14 protein-coding genes are annotated in these 17,069 nt (G+C 36.4%); 7 read left to right on the top strand and 7 right to left on the bottom strand.

The genetic code is table 11. The features are described from left to right. Window positions 1–12: 12 nt before the first annotated feature. Genes CH364_RS11285 through CH364_RS11270 form a run of 4 tightly spaced genes read right to left on the bottom strand, consistent with a single transcriptional unit; the run spans window position 13 to window position 3,855 of the window. Window positions 13–873 carry a pirin family protein gene (locus tag CH364_RS11285; RefSeq protein ID WP_100743992.1) on the bottom strand — a complete coding sequence of 287 codons (861 nt, stop codon included), beginning with the start codon at window positions 871–873 and terminating at the stop codon, window positions 13–15. Then, the gene (locus tag CH364_RS11280) at window positions 870–1,934 is read right to left on the bottom strand and encodes a glycoside hydrolase family protein (RefSeq protein WP_100743991.1); all 1,065 of its coding nucleotides are present in this window, start codon (window positions 1,932–1,934) and stop codon (window positions 870–872) included. Before CH364_RS11280 ends, CH364_RS11285 begins: the two co-directional genes overlap by 4 nt. A gap of 15 nt (window positions 1,935–1,949) precedes the next feature. After that, complete coding sequence (locus tag CH364_RS11275; RefSeq protein ID WP_100743990.1) at window positions 1,950–2,492, bottom strand: SRPBCC family protein; 543 nt, start codon at window positions 2,490–2,492, stop codon at window positions 1,950–1,952. A 43-nt stretch (window positions 2,493–2,535) separates the two neighbouring features. Beyond that, window positions 2,536–3,855, bottom strand: coding sequence for an MFS transporter (locus CH364_RS11270; RefSeq protein ID WP_100743989.1), 1,320 nt, complete (start codon window positions 3,853–3,855; stop codon window positions 2,536–2,538). 46 nt (window positions 3,856–3,901) lie between these two features. Here CH364_RS11270 and CH364_RS11265 point away from each other — a divergent pair, with 46 nt between their 5' ends. Next, window positions 3,902–4,876 carry a cysteine synthase A gene (locus CH364_RS11265; RefSeq protein ID WP_100743988.1) on the top strand — a complete coding sequence of 325 codons (975 nt, stop codon included), beginning with the start codon at window positions 3,902–3,904 and terminating at the stop codon, window positions 4,874–4,876. Between the two features lie 56 nt (window positions 4,877–4,932). Here the strand turns inward: CH364_RS11265 and CH364_RS11260 are convergent, their stop codons facing one another. Then, on the bottom strand, window positions 4,933–5,694 hold the full coding sequence (locus tag CH364_RS11260; protein ID WP_100743987.1) for a hypothetical protein: 762 nt from the start codon (window positions 5,692–5,694) through the stop codon (window positions 4,933–4,935). After that, entirely contained in the window at window positions 5,691–7,655 is a 1,965-nt protein-coding gene (locus CH364_RS11255) for an acetoacetate--CoA ligase (protein WP_100744743.1), read from the bottom strand. Before CH364_RS11255 ends, CH364_RS11260 begins: the two co-directional genes overlap by 4 nt. Before the next feature lie 91 nt (window positions 7,656–7,746). Between CH364_RS11255 and CH364_RS11250 the strand changes: the two genes are divergently transcribed. Genes CH364_RS11250 through CH364_RS11225 form a run of 6 tightly spaced genes read left to right on the top strand, consistent with a single transcriptional unit; the run spans window position 7,747 to window position 16,236 of the window. Further along, entirely contained in the window at window positions 7,747–9,117 is a 1,371-nt protein-coding gene (locus CH364_RS11250) for an MBOAT family O-acyltransferase (RefSeq protein ID WP_100743986.1), read from the top strand. A gap of 9 nt (window positions 9,118–9,126) precedes the next feature. Beyond that, a complete protein-coding gene (locus CH364_RS11245) occupies window positions 9,127–10,215 on the top strand; it encodes a DUF1574 family protein (protein WP_100743985.1) in 1,089 nt (362 codons plus the stop codon). A 4-nt stretch (window positions 10,216–10,219) separates the two neighbouring features. Beyond that, window positions 10,220–10,615 carry a hypothetical protein gene (locus CH364_RS11240; RefSeq protein ID WP_100743984.1) on the top strand — a complete coding sequence of 132 codons (396 nt, stop codon included), beginning with the start codon at window positions 10,220–10,222 and terminating at the stop codon, window positions 10,613–10,615. Window positions 10,616–10,655: 40 nt separating this feature from the next. Further along, on the top strand, window positions 10,656–11,987 hold the full coding sequence (locus tag CH364_RS11235; RefSeq protein WP_100743983.1) for a TolC family protein: 1,332 nt from the start codon (window positions 10,656–10,658) through the stop codon (window positions 11,985–11,987). Beyond that, window positions 11,984–13,123, top strand: coding sequence for an efflux RND transporter periplasmic adaptor subunit (locus CH364_RS11230; protein WP_100743982.1), 1,140 nt, complete (start codon window positions 11,984–11,986; stop codon window positions 13,121–13,123). Before CH364_RS11235 ends, CH364_RS11230 begins: the two co-directional genes overlap by 4 nt. Before the next feature lie 2 nt (window positions 13,124–13,125). Then, window positions 13,126–16,236, top strand: a complete 3,111-nt coding sequence (locus tag CH364_RS11225) for an efflux RND transporter permease subunit (protein ID WP_100743981.1) — start codon at window positions 13,126–13,128, stop codon at window positions 16,234–16,236. Here CH364_RS11225 and CH364_RS11220 read toward each other — a convergent pair. After that, complete coding sequence (locus CH364_RS11220; protein ID WP_100743980.1) at window positions 16,185–16,991, bottom strand: dienelactone hydrolase family protein; 807 nt, start codon at window positions 16,989–16,991, stop codon at window positions 16,185–16,187. The two genes, CH364_RS11225 and CH364_RS11220, sit on opposite strands and share 52 nt — an antisense overlap. Between the last annotated feature and the right edge of the window lie 78 nt (window positions 16,992–17,069).

Here is a 17,069-nt window from a genome sequence, read left to right as displayed (position 1 = left end):
AAACTTTAACTTTTAAGTGGGCAAAGGAATTCGATCGTTCTCCTTTGGAACTTTCGGAAATTCATCTTTTGCCCATCTTTCCTTTGCCCTTTCAATGGTTTCCTGTTTTGTTGAAACAAAGTTCCAAAATAAATGTCTTTTTTCCGTGAGCGGTTCCCCACCTAGTAAAATCAAACGACTATTTTGTTTGGCCTTAAAAGAAACGGAAGTTCCCTTTTCAAACAATACCATTGATCCCACTGTGTAAGATTCACCATTAGATTCAATCGTACCTCGAGACACATATAACCCCGCTTCTTCTTTGTCAGAAAGAACCCAGTGGACAGCGTCCGCACCTTGTTTTATTTCAATATCTGCATATATCAAAGGAGAATGGACAGTAGCTGGAGAATGTAATCCTAAAAAACTACCACCTAACAATCGAAATACGAGACCATCTTTTGTTAATACAGGTATTTCTTCTTCTGAAAAATGTTCAAAACTAGGCTCTATTTCTTCTTTATCCTTAGGCAAAGCTATCCAAGTTTGGATGCCTTCTAAAATTTCATATTTAGGATCAAATTTGGAGCGTTCACTGTGCACGATTCCAGATCCTGCCACCATCCAATTCGTTTCATGCGGCCGAATGTCCATTTCCACTTTTAAGCTATCACGATGAGTTATCACTCCATCGTATAAAAAAGTAATGGTCGCAAGTCCAATGTGTGGATGCGCTCGAACGACTAGTTCTTCTCCCGTCACAACAGGTACAGGGCCAAAGTGATCAAAAAAAACAAAAGGTCCGACAGAACGTTTTTCCATAGCTGGAAGAACTCGGCGGATGATGAAATTGTCACCTAAATCTTTTGAGTGGCCCTTGAGAGAATTTGTCATTTGCGTTTAGACTTCTTAACCTTCGGTTTTGGTTTGGATATTTTCTTTTTCGCAATGAGTTTTGAAGTTTTACTTTGTTTGGTAGGTTTTATTCCAGAAGATTTGGATTCTTCTACTTTGCCCACAAAAAGACCAATGGCTTCTTTTCCTTGGGTCCAATGCGCTTTGTTTCTTGCATTAAAATAAAGGATAAAGATCTTTTCTTTTTCTGAATACTTCACATCACAAGCATATACATGACTTGCCTTCCACCCTCTTCCGGTAGGACCAAGGATTGGAGTATGGTTGATCCGTTCAAAATTGATTCCATCTTCACTTTGTAAGAAGAGAATTGCCGAACAAGATTCTTTCCTGACAGGATTCCAAAAGATTCCATTTTGAAATCCAAGGTAACGCCCTTTCCACTCAATCACTTTAATGGAACCTGCACCCAAATTACAAAATGGATCCATCTCATTTGGTGAAATTATGGGATCAGAAAAATAAGAAAACGGGCCCAGTGGGGAGTTTGCTTCGGCAACAGTGATATGTTTTGGTTCACAAAATCCACAATCAGGGATAAAAACCAAAGAGGAAGAAAAGTACATTCTGTACTTTTTTCCAAACTTTAACATACATGGATTACTAACCGAATCTCCATGTTTTGGATCTTTGTGAAAAGGAAATTTTGGAGTAATGACTGTTTGTGGCGAAGACCAAGATTTTAAATCTTTACTGGTTCGCACTTCGATATGGGACTTCCATTTCCGATATGGAAACCAAGACATCAATACATGTAAGAATTTGTATTTTTCGTAGTATAAATAATAAGTCCCTTCATCAAAAAAGATAAAAGGACGCATAGCATTCCAAATTACTGTTTTTCTTTTGTTCCAGTGGATTCCATCTTCAGAAAGGAATTCTTGGACACCAAAAACATTGTGTGCGAAGAGGTGCCAAAGACCATCAGGGCAATTTTCGGGAAATAAAAAACTCGGATCCGCCAATATGGGAGATGGGAATCCGGGTTTTAAAATTGGATCATCTTGGTAAAGTTGCCAATAGATATTTTGTTTGTTCAATCGAAATGAATTTCCTTATTTTTCTAATACAACTTTAAGGTTGGATAGTCCCTCTTCAAAGTCTTTTCCTATTAATTCTTCAAAATTCATAAAAAGGCAGATCAAATTGGAAGGGTAAGGCAAGGAACCATCAAAACCCCAAATAACCTTGGATTTTTTTTGATCCAAGGAGGATACTTTCATATAACTCCGTTCGGTTCCTTCAAAAGGTTCGATGAATCGAAGTTCTGTTTGCATCTCCAACGCATCTGCATTAATCATTTTAATTTCTTGTTCGCCAGTTCCAACTTCTTTGTCCAAACTTTCCCAACGAGATATGAAACCGACCGTTCCATCTTGGCCCGTATAAATTTTCTTCATACCCGGATCTTTTTTGGCCCAGACGCTATATTGGTCTTGGTTCTTTAACATTCGAATGTATGCAAATACTTCTGATGCAGGTTTGTTGATGTCGATAGAACGTTCTACTTGGTACCCTTTAGGTAAGAAGAGTGCCACAACTAACGGGATGGCTATGATGCCGATGATTCCTAAGGAAATTTTTCTGCCGAGTGTCATAAGTTAAGTATTTTATCTCTCTCTTTCCATTTAGTCAATTTATTTACCCACGTGGGCGCAAATTCCAACTGAAAACTAGGAGGAAGATGGCTATCAAAGTGGAAACAAGAATCGCATATAGAGCCACATCCCAAGAATAGTTTGTGGCGAGGATAGCTAGACCTTTGCCTTGAGCTGTTCTTCCCAAAGATCCAAATAGTCCAATAAATCCAGCAGCAGTTCCCACTGCTTTTTTTGAAGTGAAGTCCATTCCTGCAACACCTAACAACATTACAGGTGGATAGATAAAGAGTCCAATCAATCCAAAAAGCAAATAATCAACCCAAATGGATCCAGGAGGATTGAACAAAATTCCCAAAAAGGCGAAGAAAATAGGAATGATACAAAGTAAACTCACCATTCCCCGTCGACCGTCAAATCGATCAGATACCCAACCCATAAGAATGGTCGAACCAATCCCTCCAAATTCTAGAATAAGTGTGGAGTATCCACCACCTAATAAATCGGCTCCCTTTGTTTCTTTTAAGTACGTTGGACCCCAATCGATCAAACTATAACGAATGATATAAACAAAAAAATTTATCACCGCAAACAACCAAATGTATTTGTTCATTAAGACTTGCTCAACAATTAATTGTTTGGTGGTCAGTTCTGCTTCATGGTCTTCTTTTTCTTCAGGCGGATAATCATTTTTATAAACTTCTATCGGTGGGAGTCCTTCAGATTGTGGTGTGTCCAGAAGTCGAAAGTATAAATACACAGATCCAAATAGTGCGATGATACCCGGTATAATGAAAGCATATTGCCATCCAAACTTGGCTGCTGAATGAGAGGCTACTACTCCCACAAGTCCGCCTCCAATATTATGTGCAATATTCCAAAATGCAAACGTAGTACCTCGTTCTCTCACCGAATACCAATGTCCCAAAGAACGTCCGCAGGGTGGCCAACCCATTCCTTGAACTAAACCATTGGCACCCCATAAAAATAGATGAATCCAATAATGATTCGCAAATCCAAATGAAAAATTCAAAATGGCTGTAAGAAACAAACCAACAGCCATAAACTTTTTTGGATTGGAACGATCGGACAATGCCCCCATTAAAAATTTTCCAATTCCATATGTGATGGCTGTGACTGCGAGGATGTCACCTATCTCTGCTTTCGAATAAGATAAGGCTTCCCCAATTTCTTTTGAAACAGGTGAGAAGTTATTTCGAGTTAAGTAATAGGTCGTATAACCAAGGAAAGTTGATTCCAATACTCGGAACCGAAATTTCGGATAAAGAGCTTGGATTTCTTTTTCGGATTTTTGGGGTATAGACGGAGCAGGAGCGAACCACCGGCGAATGGTTTGTAACATAGACTAGGAAGATGATGTTTAGAGAGAAGGAGTCAAGTCGATTCTCATGAAAACAAATATACGAAACGGATTTATTGATACAGTTGGGAATACCCCACTCATCCGCATTCACTCACTTAGCGAAGAAACTGGATGTGAAATTTTAGGTAAGGCAGAATTTTTAAATCCAGGTGGGTCTGTTAAAGATAGAGCCGCTTTGTACATCATCGAAGATGCAGAACGGAAGCGACTCCTGAAACCCGGTGGTACTGTCGTAGAAGGGACGGCTGGGAATACTGGGATTGGCCTCACACATATTTGTAATGCAAAAGGTTACAAATCAGTCATTGTCATTCCAGAAACACAATCCAAAGAAAAAATAGAAATATTGCGCACGTTAGGTGCCGAAGTAACACTCGTTCCTGCAGTTCCCTATTCAGATCCAGGAAATTATGTTCGAGTGTCAGAACGTATGGCACAGGAAATTCCTAATTCCGTTTGGGCCAACCAATTTGATAACTTAGCCAATAGAAATGCACATTTCGAAACTACTGGCCCCGAAATTTGGGAACAAACACAAGGTAAAATTGATGTTTGGACCGCTTCTCTAGGAACGGGCGGAACCTACACAGGAACAGGACTTTTTTTCAAATCCCAAAATACCAATATCAAATGTATCGTTGCGGATCCTTACGGTTCTGGAATTTATTCCTTTGTCAAAACAGGAAACATCACCATAGAAGGTTCTTCCATCACCGAAGGAATTGGACAAGGTCGGATCACAAAAAATATGGAAGGAATGCCCGCTGATGATGCCATTCGTATCCATGACAAAGAGGCACTTCGTATTTTAAATTTGGTTTTAAAAAAGGATGGTTTGTTTATGGGCGGAAGCGTGGGCATCAATTTGGCCGCAGCGTACCAAATAGCAAAGGATCTAGGCCCAGGTCATACCATAGTCACTGTGTTATGTGATAGCGGAGCGAAATACCAATCAAAAATTTACAATGAAGAGTTTTTAATTTTCAAAGGACTCCAATGATACATTTAGAAATTAGATTTAGAAGGTATGGAAATAAAGAAGTAATACCTGTGTTGTTATCTTCCCAAATTCATAAATAAGGTAAACATTTCACAAGCGGAAGCAGATCCTAACTCACAAGAGTCACTCAATTCCTCCAATGCGATTGTTATCTCTTCTGATTTTTTGGTTTTCAATCGATCAAGGGCACTCACTTCCAATTCTTTTGCTTTCGAAATTTGTTCTTCAGGAAGTTGTTGCTTCCATGGTAGAGGTCTTGTATTCCAAGACAAACTGTCCAAAAATTGATAAATATCCTTTTCTATTTGTGGATACACCGACTCGTAACAGGTAATTAAAATAGTGAATCCAAATTTATCTTCTGTCGCAGTGATATAGTGTTGTACAACTGTATCTTCTTTATCTTTAAAACTTCCGAACATTCCTAAAAACTTATAACTATTTTCAGTGTTAGGAATTTTCTGTAGGCTGAATGATTTGCGAATATTGGTAACCATACTAAATCTTCTAGAGTCTGCATGAAACAGTATAGGATGGAGTGGGAGTTTGTTTTCTGATTCTTTAAAAAGAATCACTAGAGCAGGTATGATTTCTCGGCCGGATTCTTCTTTTAATGGCAAAGTTTTGAAATGATCAAATTTTGTAGTGGTTCCATTCGATCGACGTTCTGTAAGAAACCACTTGGATGGAAGATTAAAGGAAATACAATTCGTTTGAAAACAGGAGCGCCAACGGGTTGGGTTGGTATCTGCAATAAGATTGGTTGTTAATAACAATCCAATCATTACTAATCCAAAATCTTTAGGACTTAGAATCATATTTGCAACTCCTTTCTGTCTTTAAAAAAATCCAATGAATTTGGGTTAGCAAGTGCGTTTCTATTTTTTACCTCAAGTCCAGCTACTGTTTGTTTTACGGCAATCTCTACTTTTTTTCCATTCACTGTATAAGGAATTTCAGGAACCGAAAGAACCAAAGAAGGAACATGTCTTGGAGATGTTTCCAATTTGATGCGGTCTTTAATTTTTTTCACTAAATTATCATCTAAAGAAACTCCATCCGCCGTAACGACAAATAGAATCACACGAACATCATCCTTGTAATCCTGTCCAATAATAACGCTATCTTTGACTTCAGGTATGTTAGAAACTACAGAATAAATATCAGCTGTTCCTATCCGCACACCACCTGGATTCAAAGTGGCATCTGACCTACCATAAATCACCAAACCATTTTCAGGTGTGATGGATGCAAAATCTCCATGACACCAAATGTTATCGTATGTTTCAAAGTAAGCGGATTTATACTTTGTACCAGATTCATCATTCCAAAAGAAAAGAGGCATAGAAGGAAATGGTGTTGGACATACCAATTCGCCTTTTTGGCTCACAACTGATTTACCCATATCATCAAACACTTGTACATCCATACCCAAACCCTTACATTGAATTTCACCTTCAAACACAGGTAAGTTGGGATTTCCTAAAGCAAAACATCCATTCAAATCGGTTCCTCCAGAAATAGAAGACAATTGTACATCTGATTTGATATTCTGGTACACATACCGAAATCCAGAGTTTGGAAGTGGAGAACCTGTAGATAAAATTACATTTAATTTTGGCAAAATGTATTTTGATTTAATGTTTATATTTTCCTCTTCCAATACGGAAAGATATTTGGCACTTGTTCCAAACACTTTGATCGATTCATTTTCTGCCATAGACCAAAGAGTTTCCCATGAAGGATGGAATGGATTTCCATCAAATTGGTATAATGTAGCACCTAATGCCAATACAGATTGTGACCAATTCCACATCATCCAACCGCAAGTTGTGTAATAAAAAAAACGATCGTGTTTATACACATTACAATGTAGTGCAAGTTCCTTTGTATGGTTTAATAAAACACCACCACCTTGGACGATACACTTCGGGAGACCTGTTGTTCCAGAGGAAAACATAATGTACACTGGATCTGAAAAGGAAATGGATGTGTAAATCAACTGATCAGGAGAATTGGGAGGACTAATCTCATTATATCGAAATGGAAACCGAATTTTACCAAAATCCTTGATAGGCTCTACAAAATCATAAAGTAAAGTTTGTTTGTATTCAGAATTCTTTGCATTGGCCAACTGCGCAGAAACTTCTTCTAGTTTATCTGTAATCGAAATCTTTTTTCCTTTGAACAAATACGATTCCACTGAAATTAATACTTTTGGATTGATTTGTTCGAATCTGTCTAAAATTCCGCGTATACCAAAATCTGGAGAGGCACTTGACCATATAGCACCTAACGATGTTGTTGCTAACATCCCAATAGTAGCGATAGGAGCATTTGGTACAAGTCCAACGATGCGATCTCCTTTTTTTACTCCAAGCCCTATCAAATGTTTTTGAAGTTTTAATACTTCCAATTTTAGTTCAGAATATTTTAATTTTTGGATCTGCCCATCTTCAGAATAAAATACCAATGCAAAAGAATCGGGATCCCCAACCTCAAGTAAATTTTCAGCAAAGTTAAAGAGTGCATCCGGAAACCAAACTGAGTTTGAAAAATGTGATCCTCGTTCGATTGTTTTTTTGGGTTCTTTATGTAACTTAAAACCTGAATAAGAAAGCCACTCCTTCCAAAACAGATCGTATTCATCCACTGAAAATTTGTGTAAAGAAACATAATCAGAAAATGATTTCGCAAACTTAGTTTCTAAATGCCCTTGGAATCGGGAAAGATTGGTTTCTTTTGAGCTTGGTGTCCACAGTGTATTTTGAGTCGCCATGAAGACTGATCTTCTTGGATTTGATTTTTGAGGCAAGTATGATTGTGTAAAATGACTGGCAGAAAAAAATATCGCGGAAATTCTAGGGTAAATGCTGTTCAATTCCATTGATTATTTTTTCTTTTTTATCGCCTGTTATATTATCTATTGGATTTTACCTTCTCGTTTTCGCAAATACCTCCTCATTGTTTTTTCGCTTATTTTTTACGGATACTGGAGTGGATCATTTTTAATACATTTCGTAATTTTCATCCTTCTCACTCATCTTTGTGTTCTTGGTATACTTAAAACTAAAAACAGATTCTTTTTAATTTTGGGTGTAGGAATCAATTTGATCAACTTATGTTTTTTCAAATATTTCCTAACATATATAAAATATTTAATGTTAGAAGGCGAATTGAGCATTCCTTTTTTCCAATCTTTATCCGAAATTGTATTACCACTAGCAATCAGTTTTTATACCTTCCAAATGATTGCATATTTGGTAGATGCATGGAGAGGAAAATTTACAGAATCTCCGTTTATTAACTTTCTATTATTCATTTTATTTTTTCCACAACTCATTGCTGGCCCAATCATGCGCCATGATGATTTTTATGATCAAATCGATCATTCCAAATTGACTTTGGATTTTGTCCAAAGAGGAATCTTACACATCCTTTCTGGTTTGGTCAAAAAAGTACTCATCGCAGACCAACTTGCAAAAATCATCAATCCAGTTTACATAAGCCCAGGGGAATATGATGGAATTTCAATATTATTAACTACAGTGGCTTTTTCTTTTCAAGTGTATGGAGACTTTTCCGGATATACGGATTTAGCGAGAGGTTCTGCTTTTCTACTTGGTTATGAAATTCCAGAAAACTTTCGTTCCCCATTTTTATCGGTTAGTTTCACAGAACTTTGGAGTCGATGGCATTATACTCTTTCTACATGGATTCGCGACTATTTGTACATTCCGTTAGGTGGAAATCGAGTTTCAGAACTTAGATACAATATCAATACCATTCTAGTAATGTCCCTATCTGGGCTTTGGCATGGGAATACTTATACTTTTTTTCTCTGGGGATTTTTTCATGGAATTTTTCTTTCCATCGAACGATTTGCTTTTGGAAAACCAGATAGAAAATCTATGTCATTCACAAAACAGGTTTTTGCTACCATTTGGATATTTATAGTTTTTTCTGTTCTCGCCACTTTCTTTCGTATCGATACTTTAACAAGGATTTCCTCCTTCTGGTCTGCTAGTATTAATCTTACTGGTAAAATGATTTATCGCCCAGATTTCTGGGGACTCATTTTTGCCAGTTGTCTCTTTCATATTGTAGAATACAAAAATTACTTCAAAGACAAATTACAAAGATTTTCAAATTGGTTGATTCCAATTTTCGCATTACTTGTTTTCTTTGCTTTAGTAAAAATAGAGAGTCCTGTAGAAACGTTTATTTATTTCCAATTCTGAGAAAATCATATGAACCAAAAACGAATTTATCTTTATCCCTTTTTTATCTTACTTTCGATTTTTATAATCGATAAGCTGGTTTGTATTCCTCAAATCAGAGAAGCAGGAAGAAGAGCATACAAATCGGGGCAAAACGTACTAATCGGATTACCAAAAGTTTGGGATGAAGACAAAAAAAAACAATCTGAAAATGTAAAGGTGATTGTGGTTACAGGTACTTCGCGGTCAGATATTTTTCATGAATGGGAAAATATACCTGTAAATAAAAATACCTATCCATACCCTACCTACTTCGAAACAAGATCGTCAATCAAAGCTTCCGAATATTTCTTATTTTATTTAATGATAAAATCTATGATAAAGTCAGACTTTAAGCCCGATGTATTATTTTTAGAATTTTCGGAAGAAATGCTTAACGAAAATAATATTTTTTCCTACAAATCCAAATGGCAGGAACTAATGTTACACGAAGATGAATTGATAGACATCTATCCAGCTTTTAATTTTAAATTTCAGCGGGAAATTTTGATGCGTTTAGCATTTGTTTCTTATAACTATCACATTAGTCCTATCCAAACAATATCGAATTTGATAAAGGGTAAAACTGCTAACGATGATACATATTTCATTGCGCTAGCTTCTTATCTGAATAAAAAGCGACCTTTTGATCCCAATTTTGTCGGCATGGAAATAAATAATTTTACGCCCAAAGAATACAAAGATCGAATTATCGATTATAGTGAATCGCAGAGAGAACGTTTATTGCCAAATTTTGTTTTTTCCGAAACAGAATATATGTTCTTAAAAAAAATCATTCAGCTTGTAGAGGAACATAATATTCCAATGGTTATCTGGGAGCCTCAAGTCCACCCTTACTATAACGAACTTAGAAAATCGATTACAGGTGGGGATTTATTTGAAACTTTAGGCCCAAATTTGGTTAGTGCAAATTCAAAAAATATTCGTCTAATCTCGTTAAACAAGGGAAACACTGATTGTAAAACTTTTTTGGATAGTAGTCATGTTTCCCCTATTTGTGTTCCAGAAATTGCAGATAAGTTATTGCAAACCGCGAAGGAGATTCCAAACTATAAGTAACCCTATGAAGTTAAATTTGAAAAAACTCAGTTTCTGGAGACGATTTTTCCTATTTAGCTTTATCTTATTATTTTCTGCCAATTTTATGTACCAACGCATTGTTGACAATGAGGTCAATTGCGGATTGATTGGTTCGCCAGAAAGTGCATGCCCTTATGCCTTCCTCGATCATGCCTTAGGTGTTAATCCCGGACACGATTTAAACGAGGAAGGAGAACACGCAGACCATGTTTGTTTTTCTTGTCCTTGTAATTTTATTGTTTCTTGTTCCTGGGACTTGTATCTATCTCACATACTCATCCAACTTCATAAAGTTTATATCCATCAGCCCGAATTACAAATTCCAAACCTTGTTACCGTAAACAGTTTCTTTCGCCCGCCCAAACAGAACCTAACTTAGTTAATTCGCAATTCATTTGCGTGAACACTTGGGAGGTTCCATGAATTTTCATTATTTCCCCAAACTGCAAAGAATCCCTCTTCGTTGTTTGGTTTTTATCTGTATATTTAATTTACCAATAAATCCAGAATCAAATGATTCTAATGGATATAGTTGCAATAAATACAATTCCATACTCGAACTAAGTCAATGTATCGTAAGGAAACATCCAGACTATCGTATCGAAGAAATTAAACTAAAGGAAATTTCTGGAAGAAAAAAAATTGCTTCCTATTATTTTCCTTCAAATCCCGTTTTTAGTAGTTATGTGGCCACGCGAAAAGGAGAATCAACCGGCCCTACACTTTTGTCTGGTCCCAATGCTGCCAATAACTTTCAGGTCATGGTTAACCAAGAAATTTTTACAAATGGCAAAAGAGAAATCGCAGTTCAGATTGCAGATGAAGAGTTCAAAGCCCAAGTCTTTCGATTAGAATCTGTAAAAAGAATTTTAGAATTTGAAGCATTAAAAAAAATGACTCGATTTCGATACCTTCAACTAGAAGAGGAAAATAGTTTTAATAGTTTAAATCTTGTTAAAGAATTAAAAAAAATTTCAATAGCAAGAGTCAACGAAGGACTATCACCGGGAATTGATGAAGCTTTATCAGAATCAGAGGAAATTCGAATCTTTAAAATTTGGAACCAAACACGTAGATCATCCGAAAATTCCAAATCTGAATTAGAAGTATTACTTGGAATGCCTGTCGAACTAAATTCGATCAAATTGCAATACTGGACGATTCCGAGCGATTTACCAAAAGAAAGAGCAGATTTAATCCAAATGGCAATGCAGATGCGTCCAGAACTATCACTTTCCGAAAAAGAAATTGAACTCGCAGTTCTTCGGCAAAATGAAGTTAGGCGACAAAAAATTCCGAATGTATCACTTGGTGCTTTTGCCCAAAACGATGGATTTAACGAAAGAGTTGTTGGTGGAATGTTGACATTTCCGATGATAATTTGGAGAGATTATGAAGGAGAAAAAATCATAGCTTCTTCGAAAATTGATAATTCCAAGGAATTGAAAGAATCTGTCTCTAGAAATATAAAACAGGAAGTTTTATTTGCATTAACAAATTATATAAACCTTTCTGAGGAAATCAAACTATATGATGAGTCAAAAATGGAACGAGCAGAATCAGACTTGAATCACCTTCAAGAAGCAATTCGATTTGGAAAAATAAAAATCATCGATGCCATCAACCAACAAAGAATCCTTTTACAAACCAAATTAAACTACCTTAATACCAAATCAGAATTTGAATTATCGCAAATTGAATTGATACGTGTTTTAGGTCTTCCCATCCATTCATTAGGAATGAATCCATGAAAAAACAAACAATAATACTCCTCATCTCTTTTCTATTTATTGTGATTTCTGTCACCATTTGGAAGTTACGAGAGACAAATACTAATACAGGAACTACAGAGAATCCGAAAAACATTGTGACATTATCGGAAGCAAATCGAAAAAACCTTTCTATCGAAACGTTCGTTGTTAGTAACCAACCGATCCAAACGAAAATTGAATTAATTGGCGAAACGGAAGCTGTTCCTGATGCGATCATTGATGTTGCATCAAGAATTTCCGGAAGAATTACTTCAGTTTCCTTTGTTGAAGGTGATACTATCAAAAAAGGACAAAAGTTAGCTACCATCGATTCACCAGAGTTAGCAAAACTAAGATCAGCTTATTTAGTAGCAAAATCAAAATTCACTGCGTCAGAACAAAATTTAAATAGAATCAGTTCATTAGTAAAAATGAATTTGGCCGCAAAACAAGAGTATATTGATGCTGAATCTAATCTTAAAGTCATTGAATCTGAAAAGATTGCCGCAGAAGAAAACTTACGTGCCAATGGACTAGCCATTGATAATGCAGCCTCTGGAGTTTACACTGTATATGCGCCGAGATCAGGGCTTGCTCTTTCTAGAAATGCAATCCCTGGATCCATTGTATTAGGGAATCAAAATCTAACTACAATCGCAGAACTTTCGCAATTATGGTTTCAAGCAAAGATTTTTGAAAATGACTTAAAATATCTATCTGAAGGTATAAAAGGTAAAATTGTCTTAAATGCATATCCTGATTTCGAATTTGATGGTGTATTAGAACATATTGGAGAAAAAGTTGATCCAGAATCCAGAACCGTACATGCTCGACTAGTTTTTAAAAATAAAAATCGACAAGCAAAAATAGGTTTATTTGGAAAAGCAATTTTAAGTGTAAATGGAAGATCTGGAATTCAAATTTCAGAAGAAGCCGTTCAATCGTATCAAAATCAAAAGTATGTTTTTATCGAATCAAAAACCAATCAATTCCAGTGGATCGAAATCTCAATAGGAAGCACTAATGATGGAAAAACAGAAATCTTATCTGGAATTTCAGAAGGAGATCGAGTAGTAACAAAAGGTGCCTTTGAGTTAAAAGCGATCCTCTTCAAATCAACCTTTGGTGGGGAATAAACATGGAATTTTTAACTAAAATTGTACAAGTTTCCTTACAAAATCGATTATTGGTAATTATAGTCACAGCCTTACTTGTATTTGGTGGTATTTATTCATTAAACCATTTAAAAGTAGATGCTGTTCCTGACATTACAAATGTTCAAGTACAAGTCATCACTACATCACCCGCACTATCAACTTTAGAGATAGAACAGTACATCACTTTGCCTGTGGAAAGAGCCATTACGGGAATTCCAAACCTAATCGAAGTAAGATCTGTTTCTAGATACGGATTTTCATTGGTCACAGCTGTATTTGCCGATGGAACGGATCTATGGAAAAGTCGACAATTGGTCAGCGAAAAATTGACAGAAGCATCAGAAAACATACCGGCAATTTTTGGAAAACCAGTCATTGGACCCATCACGACAGGCCTTGGAGAAGTGTTCCAATTTACATTAGAAAGTGAATTTCATAGCCAAATGGAACTTACAACTTATTTGAATTGGTATATTAACCCAACTCTCAAAACAGTGCCTGGGATTGTCGAAGTCAATAGTTTTGGCGGAAAAACCAAACAGTATCAAGTCATTGTCGATCCTTTTAAAGCAGCATCTCTCGGTGTTTCTTTAAACCAAATTGTGAACGCAGTCCAAAGTAATAATCTATCTACAGGTAGTGGATATATAGAAAGGTCCGGCGAACAGTTAATTGTTGGAAGTGATGGATTATTAAAAACAACTACTGATTTTGATAAAATTCAAGTAGGGAAAATGGGAGATGGATTTCCCATTTATTTAGACAACTTAGCAAAAATTGTGGAAGGACCTAGACTACGGAAAGGTGCTGCCACAGCAACAGGTAAGTCAGAAGTTGTTGGTGCAGTGACTCTTATGTTACTTGGTGAAAACTCATTAGAAGTCACAACAGCAGTAAAAGACAAAATTACTCAAATCGAAAAAACACTACCAACAGGTATGAAGATCAAACCTTATTATGATCGTTCGATTATGGTAAAAAATACATTGAATACGATCATTTGGAATTTAACAGAAGGAGCAATTCTTGTCATCATCATTCTCTTTTTGATGATTGGTGATTTTAGATCAGGGCTTGTCATTGCATCGATGATTCCTCTCGCTATGTTATTTGCCATTAGTCTCATGTTTCTCCGTGATTTACCTGCCAATTTAATGTCTATGGGTGCCATTGACTTTGGACTCATTGTAGATGGAGCTGTGATTCTTATTGAAAATTCACATAGACGATTGGGTTTAAAACGAAAGGAGTTAAAAAGAGATCTCACGGACTCGGAACAGAAAGAAACGATTTTGAATGCCACTATCGAAGTTAGGAAAGCAACTATTTATGGTGAAATTATCATCGGAGTTGTTTACATTCCTATCCTCACACTCAGCGGGACAGAAGGAAAAATGTTCATTCCTATGGCAACGACCGTCTTATTTGCGTTACTCGGTGCATTTTTTCTCACACTCACAATCATTCCAGTTTTAGCATCTTATTTTTTGAAAGGTGGACATATTGCAGAAGGAGAAACTCCCTTTTTTCAAAAAATCCACCATTGGTATACGCCAAAACTAGATTATTGCCTTAGAGAACCTAAAAAGGTTACCTATTCAACAATCGGAATTCTAATCCTTTCAATTTTTTTATTTTTCCGACTCGGTGGTGAATTTCTTCCAAAATTAGATGAAGGAAATTTGTTAATTGAAATTAGTCGATACCCCTCAACAACATTAACCGAATCATTACAATCATCCATGAAAATAGAAAAAACGATTCTAAAAGAAATTCCAGAAATCACTGAAGTAGTTTCGCGAACTGGATCACCTGAACTTGCCATCGAACCCATGGGTGTAGAAAAAACAGATATGTATTTGGATATGAAACCAAGATCAGAGTGGAATCTTTCAAAAAAAGAAATCGAATCTAAGTTACAAGAAATTATAGAGAGAGTTGCACCTCAGGTAGCATACGGATTGTCTCAACCAATTGAAATGCGTAATAATGAAATTATGGCAGGAATTCGTGCTGATGTCGGAATCAAAGTATTTGGTGATGATTTGATCCAACTAAAATCTATAGCAGAAGAAATTTCTACAAAAATCAAACACATTCCAGGTGTTGTAGACCTTAGAATAGAACAACTATATGGACTCGAATATTTAAGAATCAAACCTAACAGAGAAAAGTTGGCCAGGTATGACCAATCCATATTAGATGTCAATCGTGTCACTGAATCTGTATCGTCAGGAGTGCCGGCAGGTATCGTCTATGAAGGAATGAAACGATTTGAAATTGTTGTCAAAACAGATATTCTTCCAAACCCAGAACAAATTAAAAACATTCCAGTTAAAGTTGGTAAAAATACTTTTGCACCATTACATGAACTATCAGAGATACAAATTGAAGATGGTCCTGTTCAAATTTACCATCAAAATCAAAATCGTTATGCACTAGTTCAGTTTAATATTCGAGGAAATGATATGGTTAGCACTGTCAATTCTGTACAAACCGTATTACAAAAAGATATAAAGTTTCCTGCAGGGTATCATTACACAACAGGAGGTGAATTTGAAAAGTTTGAATCGGCAACAAAAACTTTATACGTTGTTGTTCCAATCACACTCGTCATTATTTTTCTAATCCTATACTTTGCATTTAATGAAATATCATCGGCAATGATCATTTTTTTAAATGTTCCATTTGCCATCACAGGAGGAATCTTTGCTCTTTATCTCAGAAATTTACCATTTAGTATTTCGGCAGGTGTAGGATTTATTGCTTTATTTGGAATCGCAGTTCTCAATGGATTGGTATTAATCAGTTTCATTCGAAGTTTAGAACAATCGGGTAAAAAGAAAGAGGAAGCTGTCAAAGAGGCAGCGATTTCAAGACTACGACCAGTTCTTACCACTGCCCTACTTGCATCAATTGGGTTTATACCAATGGCAATCAGTACATCACCAGGTGCTGAAGTCCAAAGACCGTTAGCAACTGTAGTGATCGGAGGGTTAGTCACAGCAAGTGCGCTAACCCTCTTTGTACTTCCTTTAGTTTATTTGAAGTTTGCGGCAAAAAAAGCTTTCATGCTATCAAAAGACGCATAATCCGCTTTTTGATTGTATGCTAGTCCAGGTAACCCTAGTTTTTCGGAGCCTGGTCTAGTGAATCCATGTACAGCTCCTGGATGAGAAATAAAAGTGACTGGAGCTTTTGCTTCAGTTACTGTTTTCACAAAAGTTTCTACAGAGGCTTTAGGTACAAAAGGATCATCAGCACCATGGTGTACTAAAACTTTAGATTTAATTTTTTTGGCGCCGGTGGCAAGATTTTTGCTACCCAAAAAACCATGAAAGGAAACCACTCCTCCTTTTAAATCTGCACCATCTAATGCTAGTTCAATGACTCCGCCTCCACCAAAACAATATCCTATGGCACCAATTTTGTTCACATCCACATTAGGGTTTGATTTTAAAATATCCAATGCTTTGTAGATTTTTTTTAGGATCACTTTAGGATCACCATTGGCACCTGAAAGTTTTCCTGCCTCCACATGGTCTTTTGCAATGATACCTTTTCCATATACATCCATCACAAAAGCAACATATCCTAAATCAGCCAACTGCTTCGCGCGTTGTTTTGGATAGTCGTTTAATCCCCACCATTCGTGGATCACAAGTATACCAGGCCGTTTGCCTGTAACGGAAGAATCAACAGCGAGAAATCCCTCATATGTTTTCCCGTCTAGTTTGTATTCCACCGGAGTACCCGCTACGGTTGATTTGACTGGTAACTCTGAAGTTGGCACACTTGCGCATTGAATGGCAAAAATGAGTGTTAGAATAGAAATGAGTTGTTTCATACGTCTCCTGTTCTGCCAAAGGAAAAAATTACCAATCCAAAGGCAGAGATAGATCTAGAATTTTAATTTGAAACCGTA

The sequence above is a fragment of the Leptospira harrisiae genome (assembly GCF_002811945.1).
In the GTDB taxonomy this organism is placed as follows: Bacteria; Spirochaetota; Leptospiria; order Leptospirales; family Leptospiraceae; genus Leptospira_A; species Leptospira_A harrisiae.
Note: the sequence above shows the minus strand (reverse complement) of the source record. Positions and strands in the feature narration are given on the sequence as shown.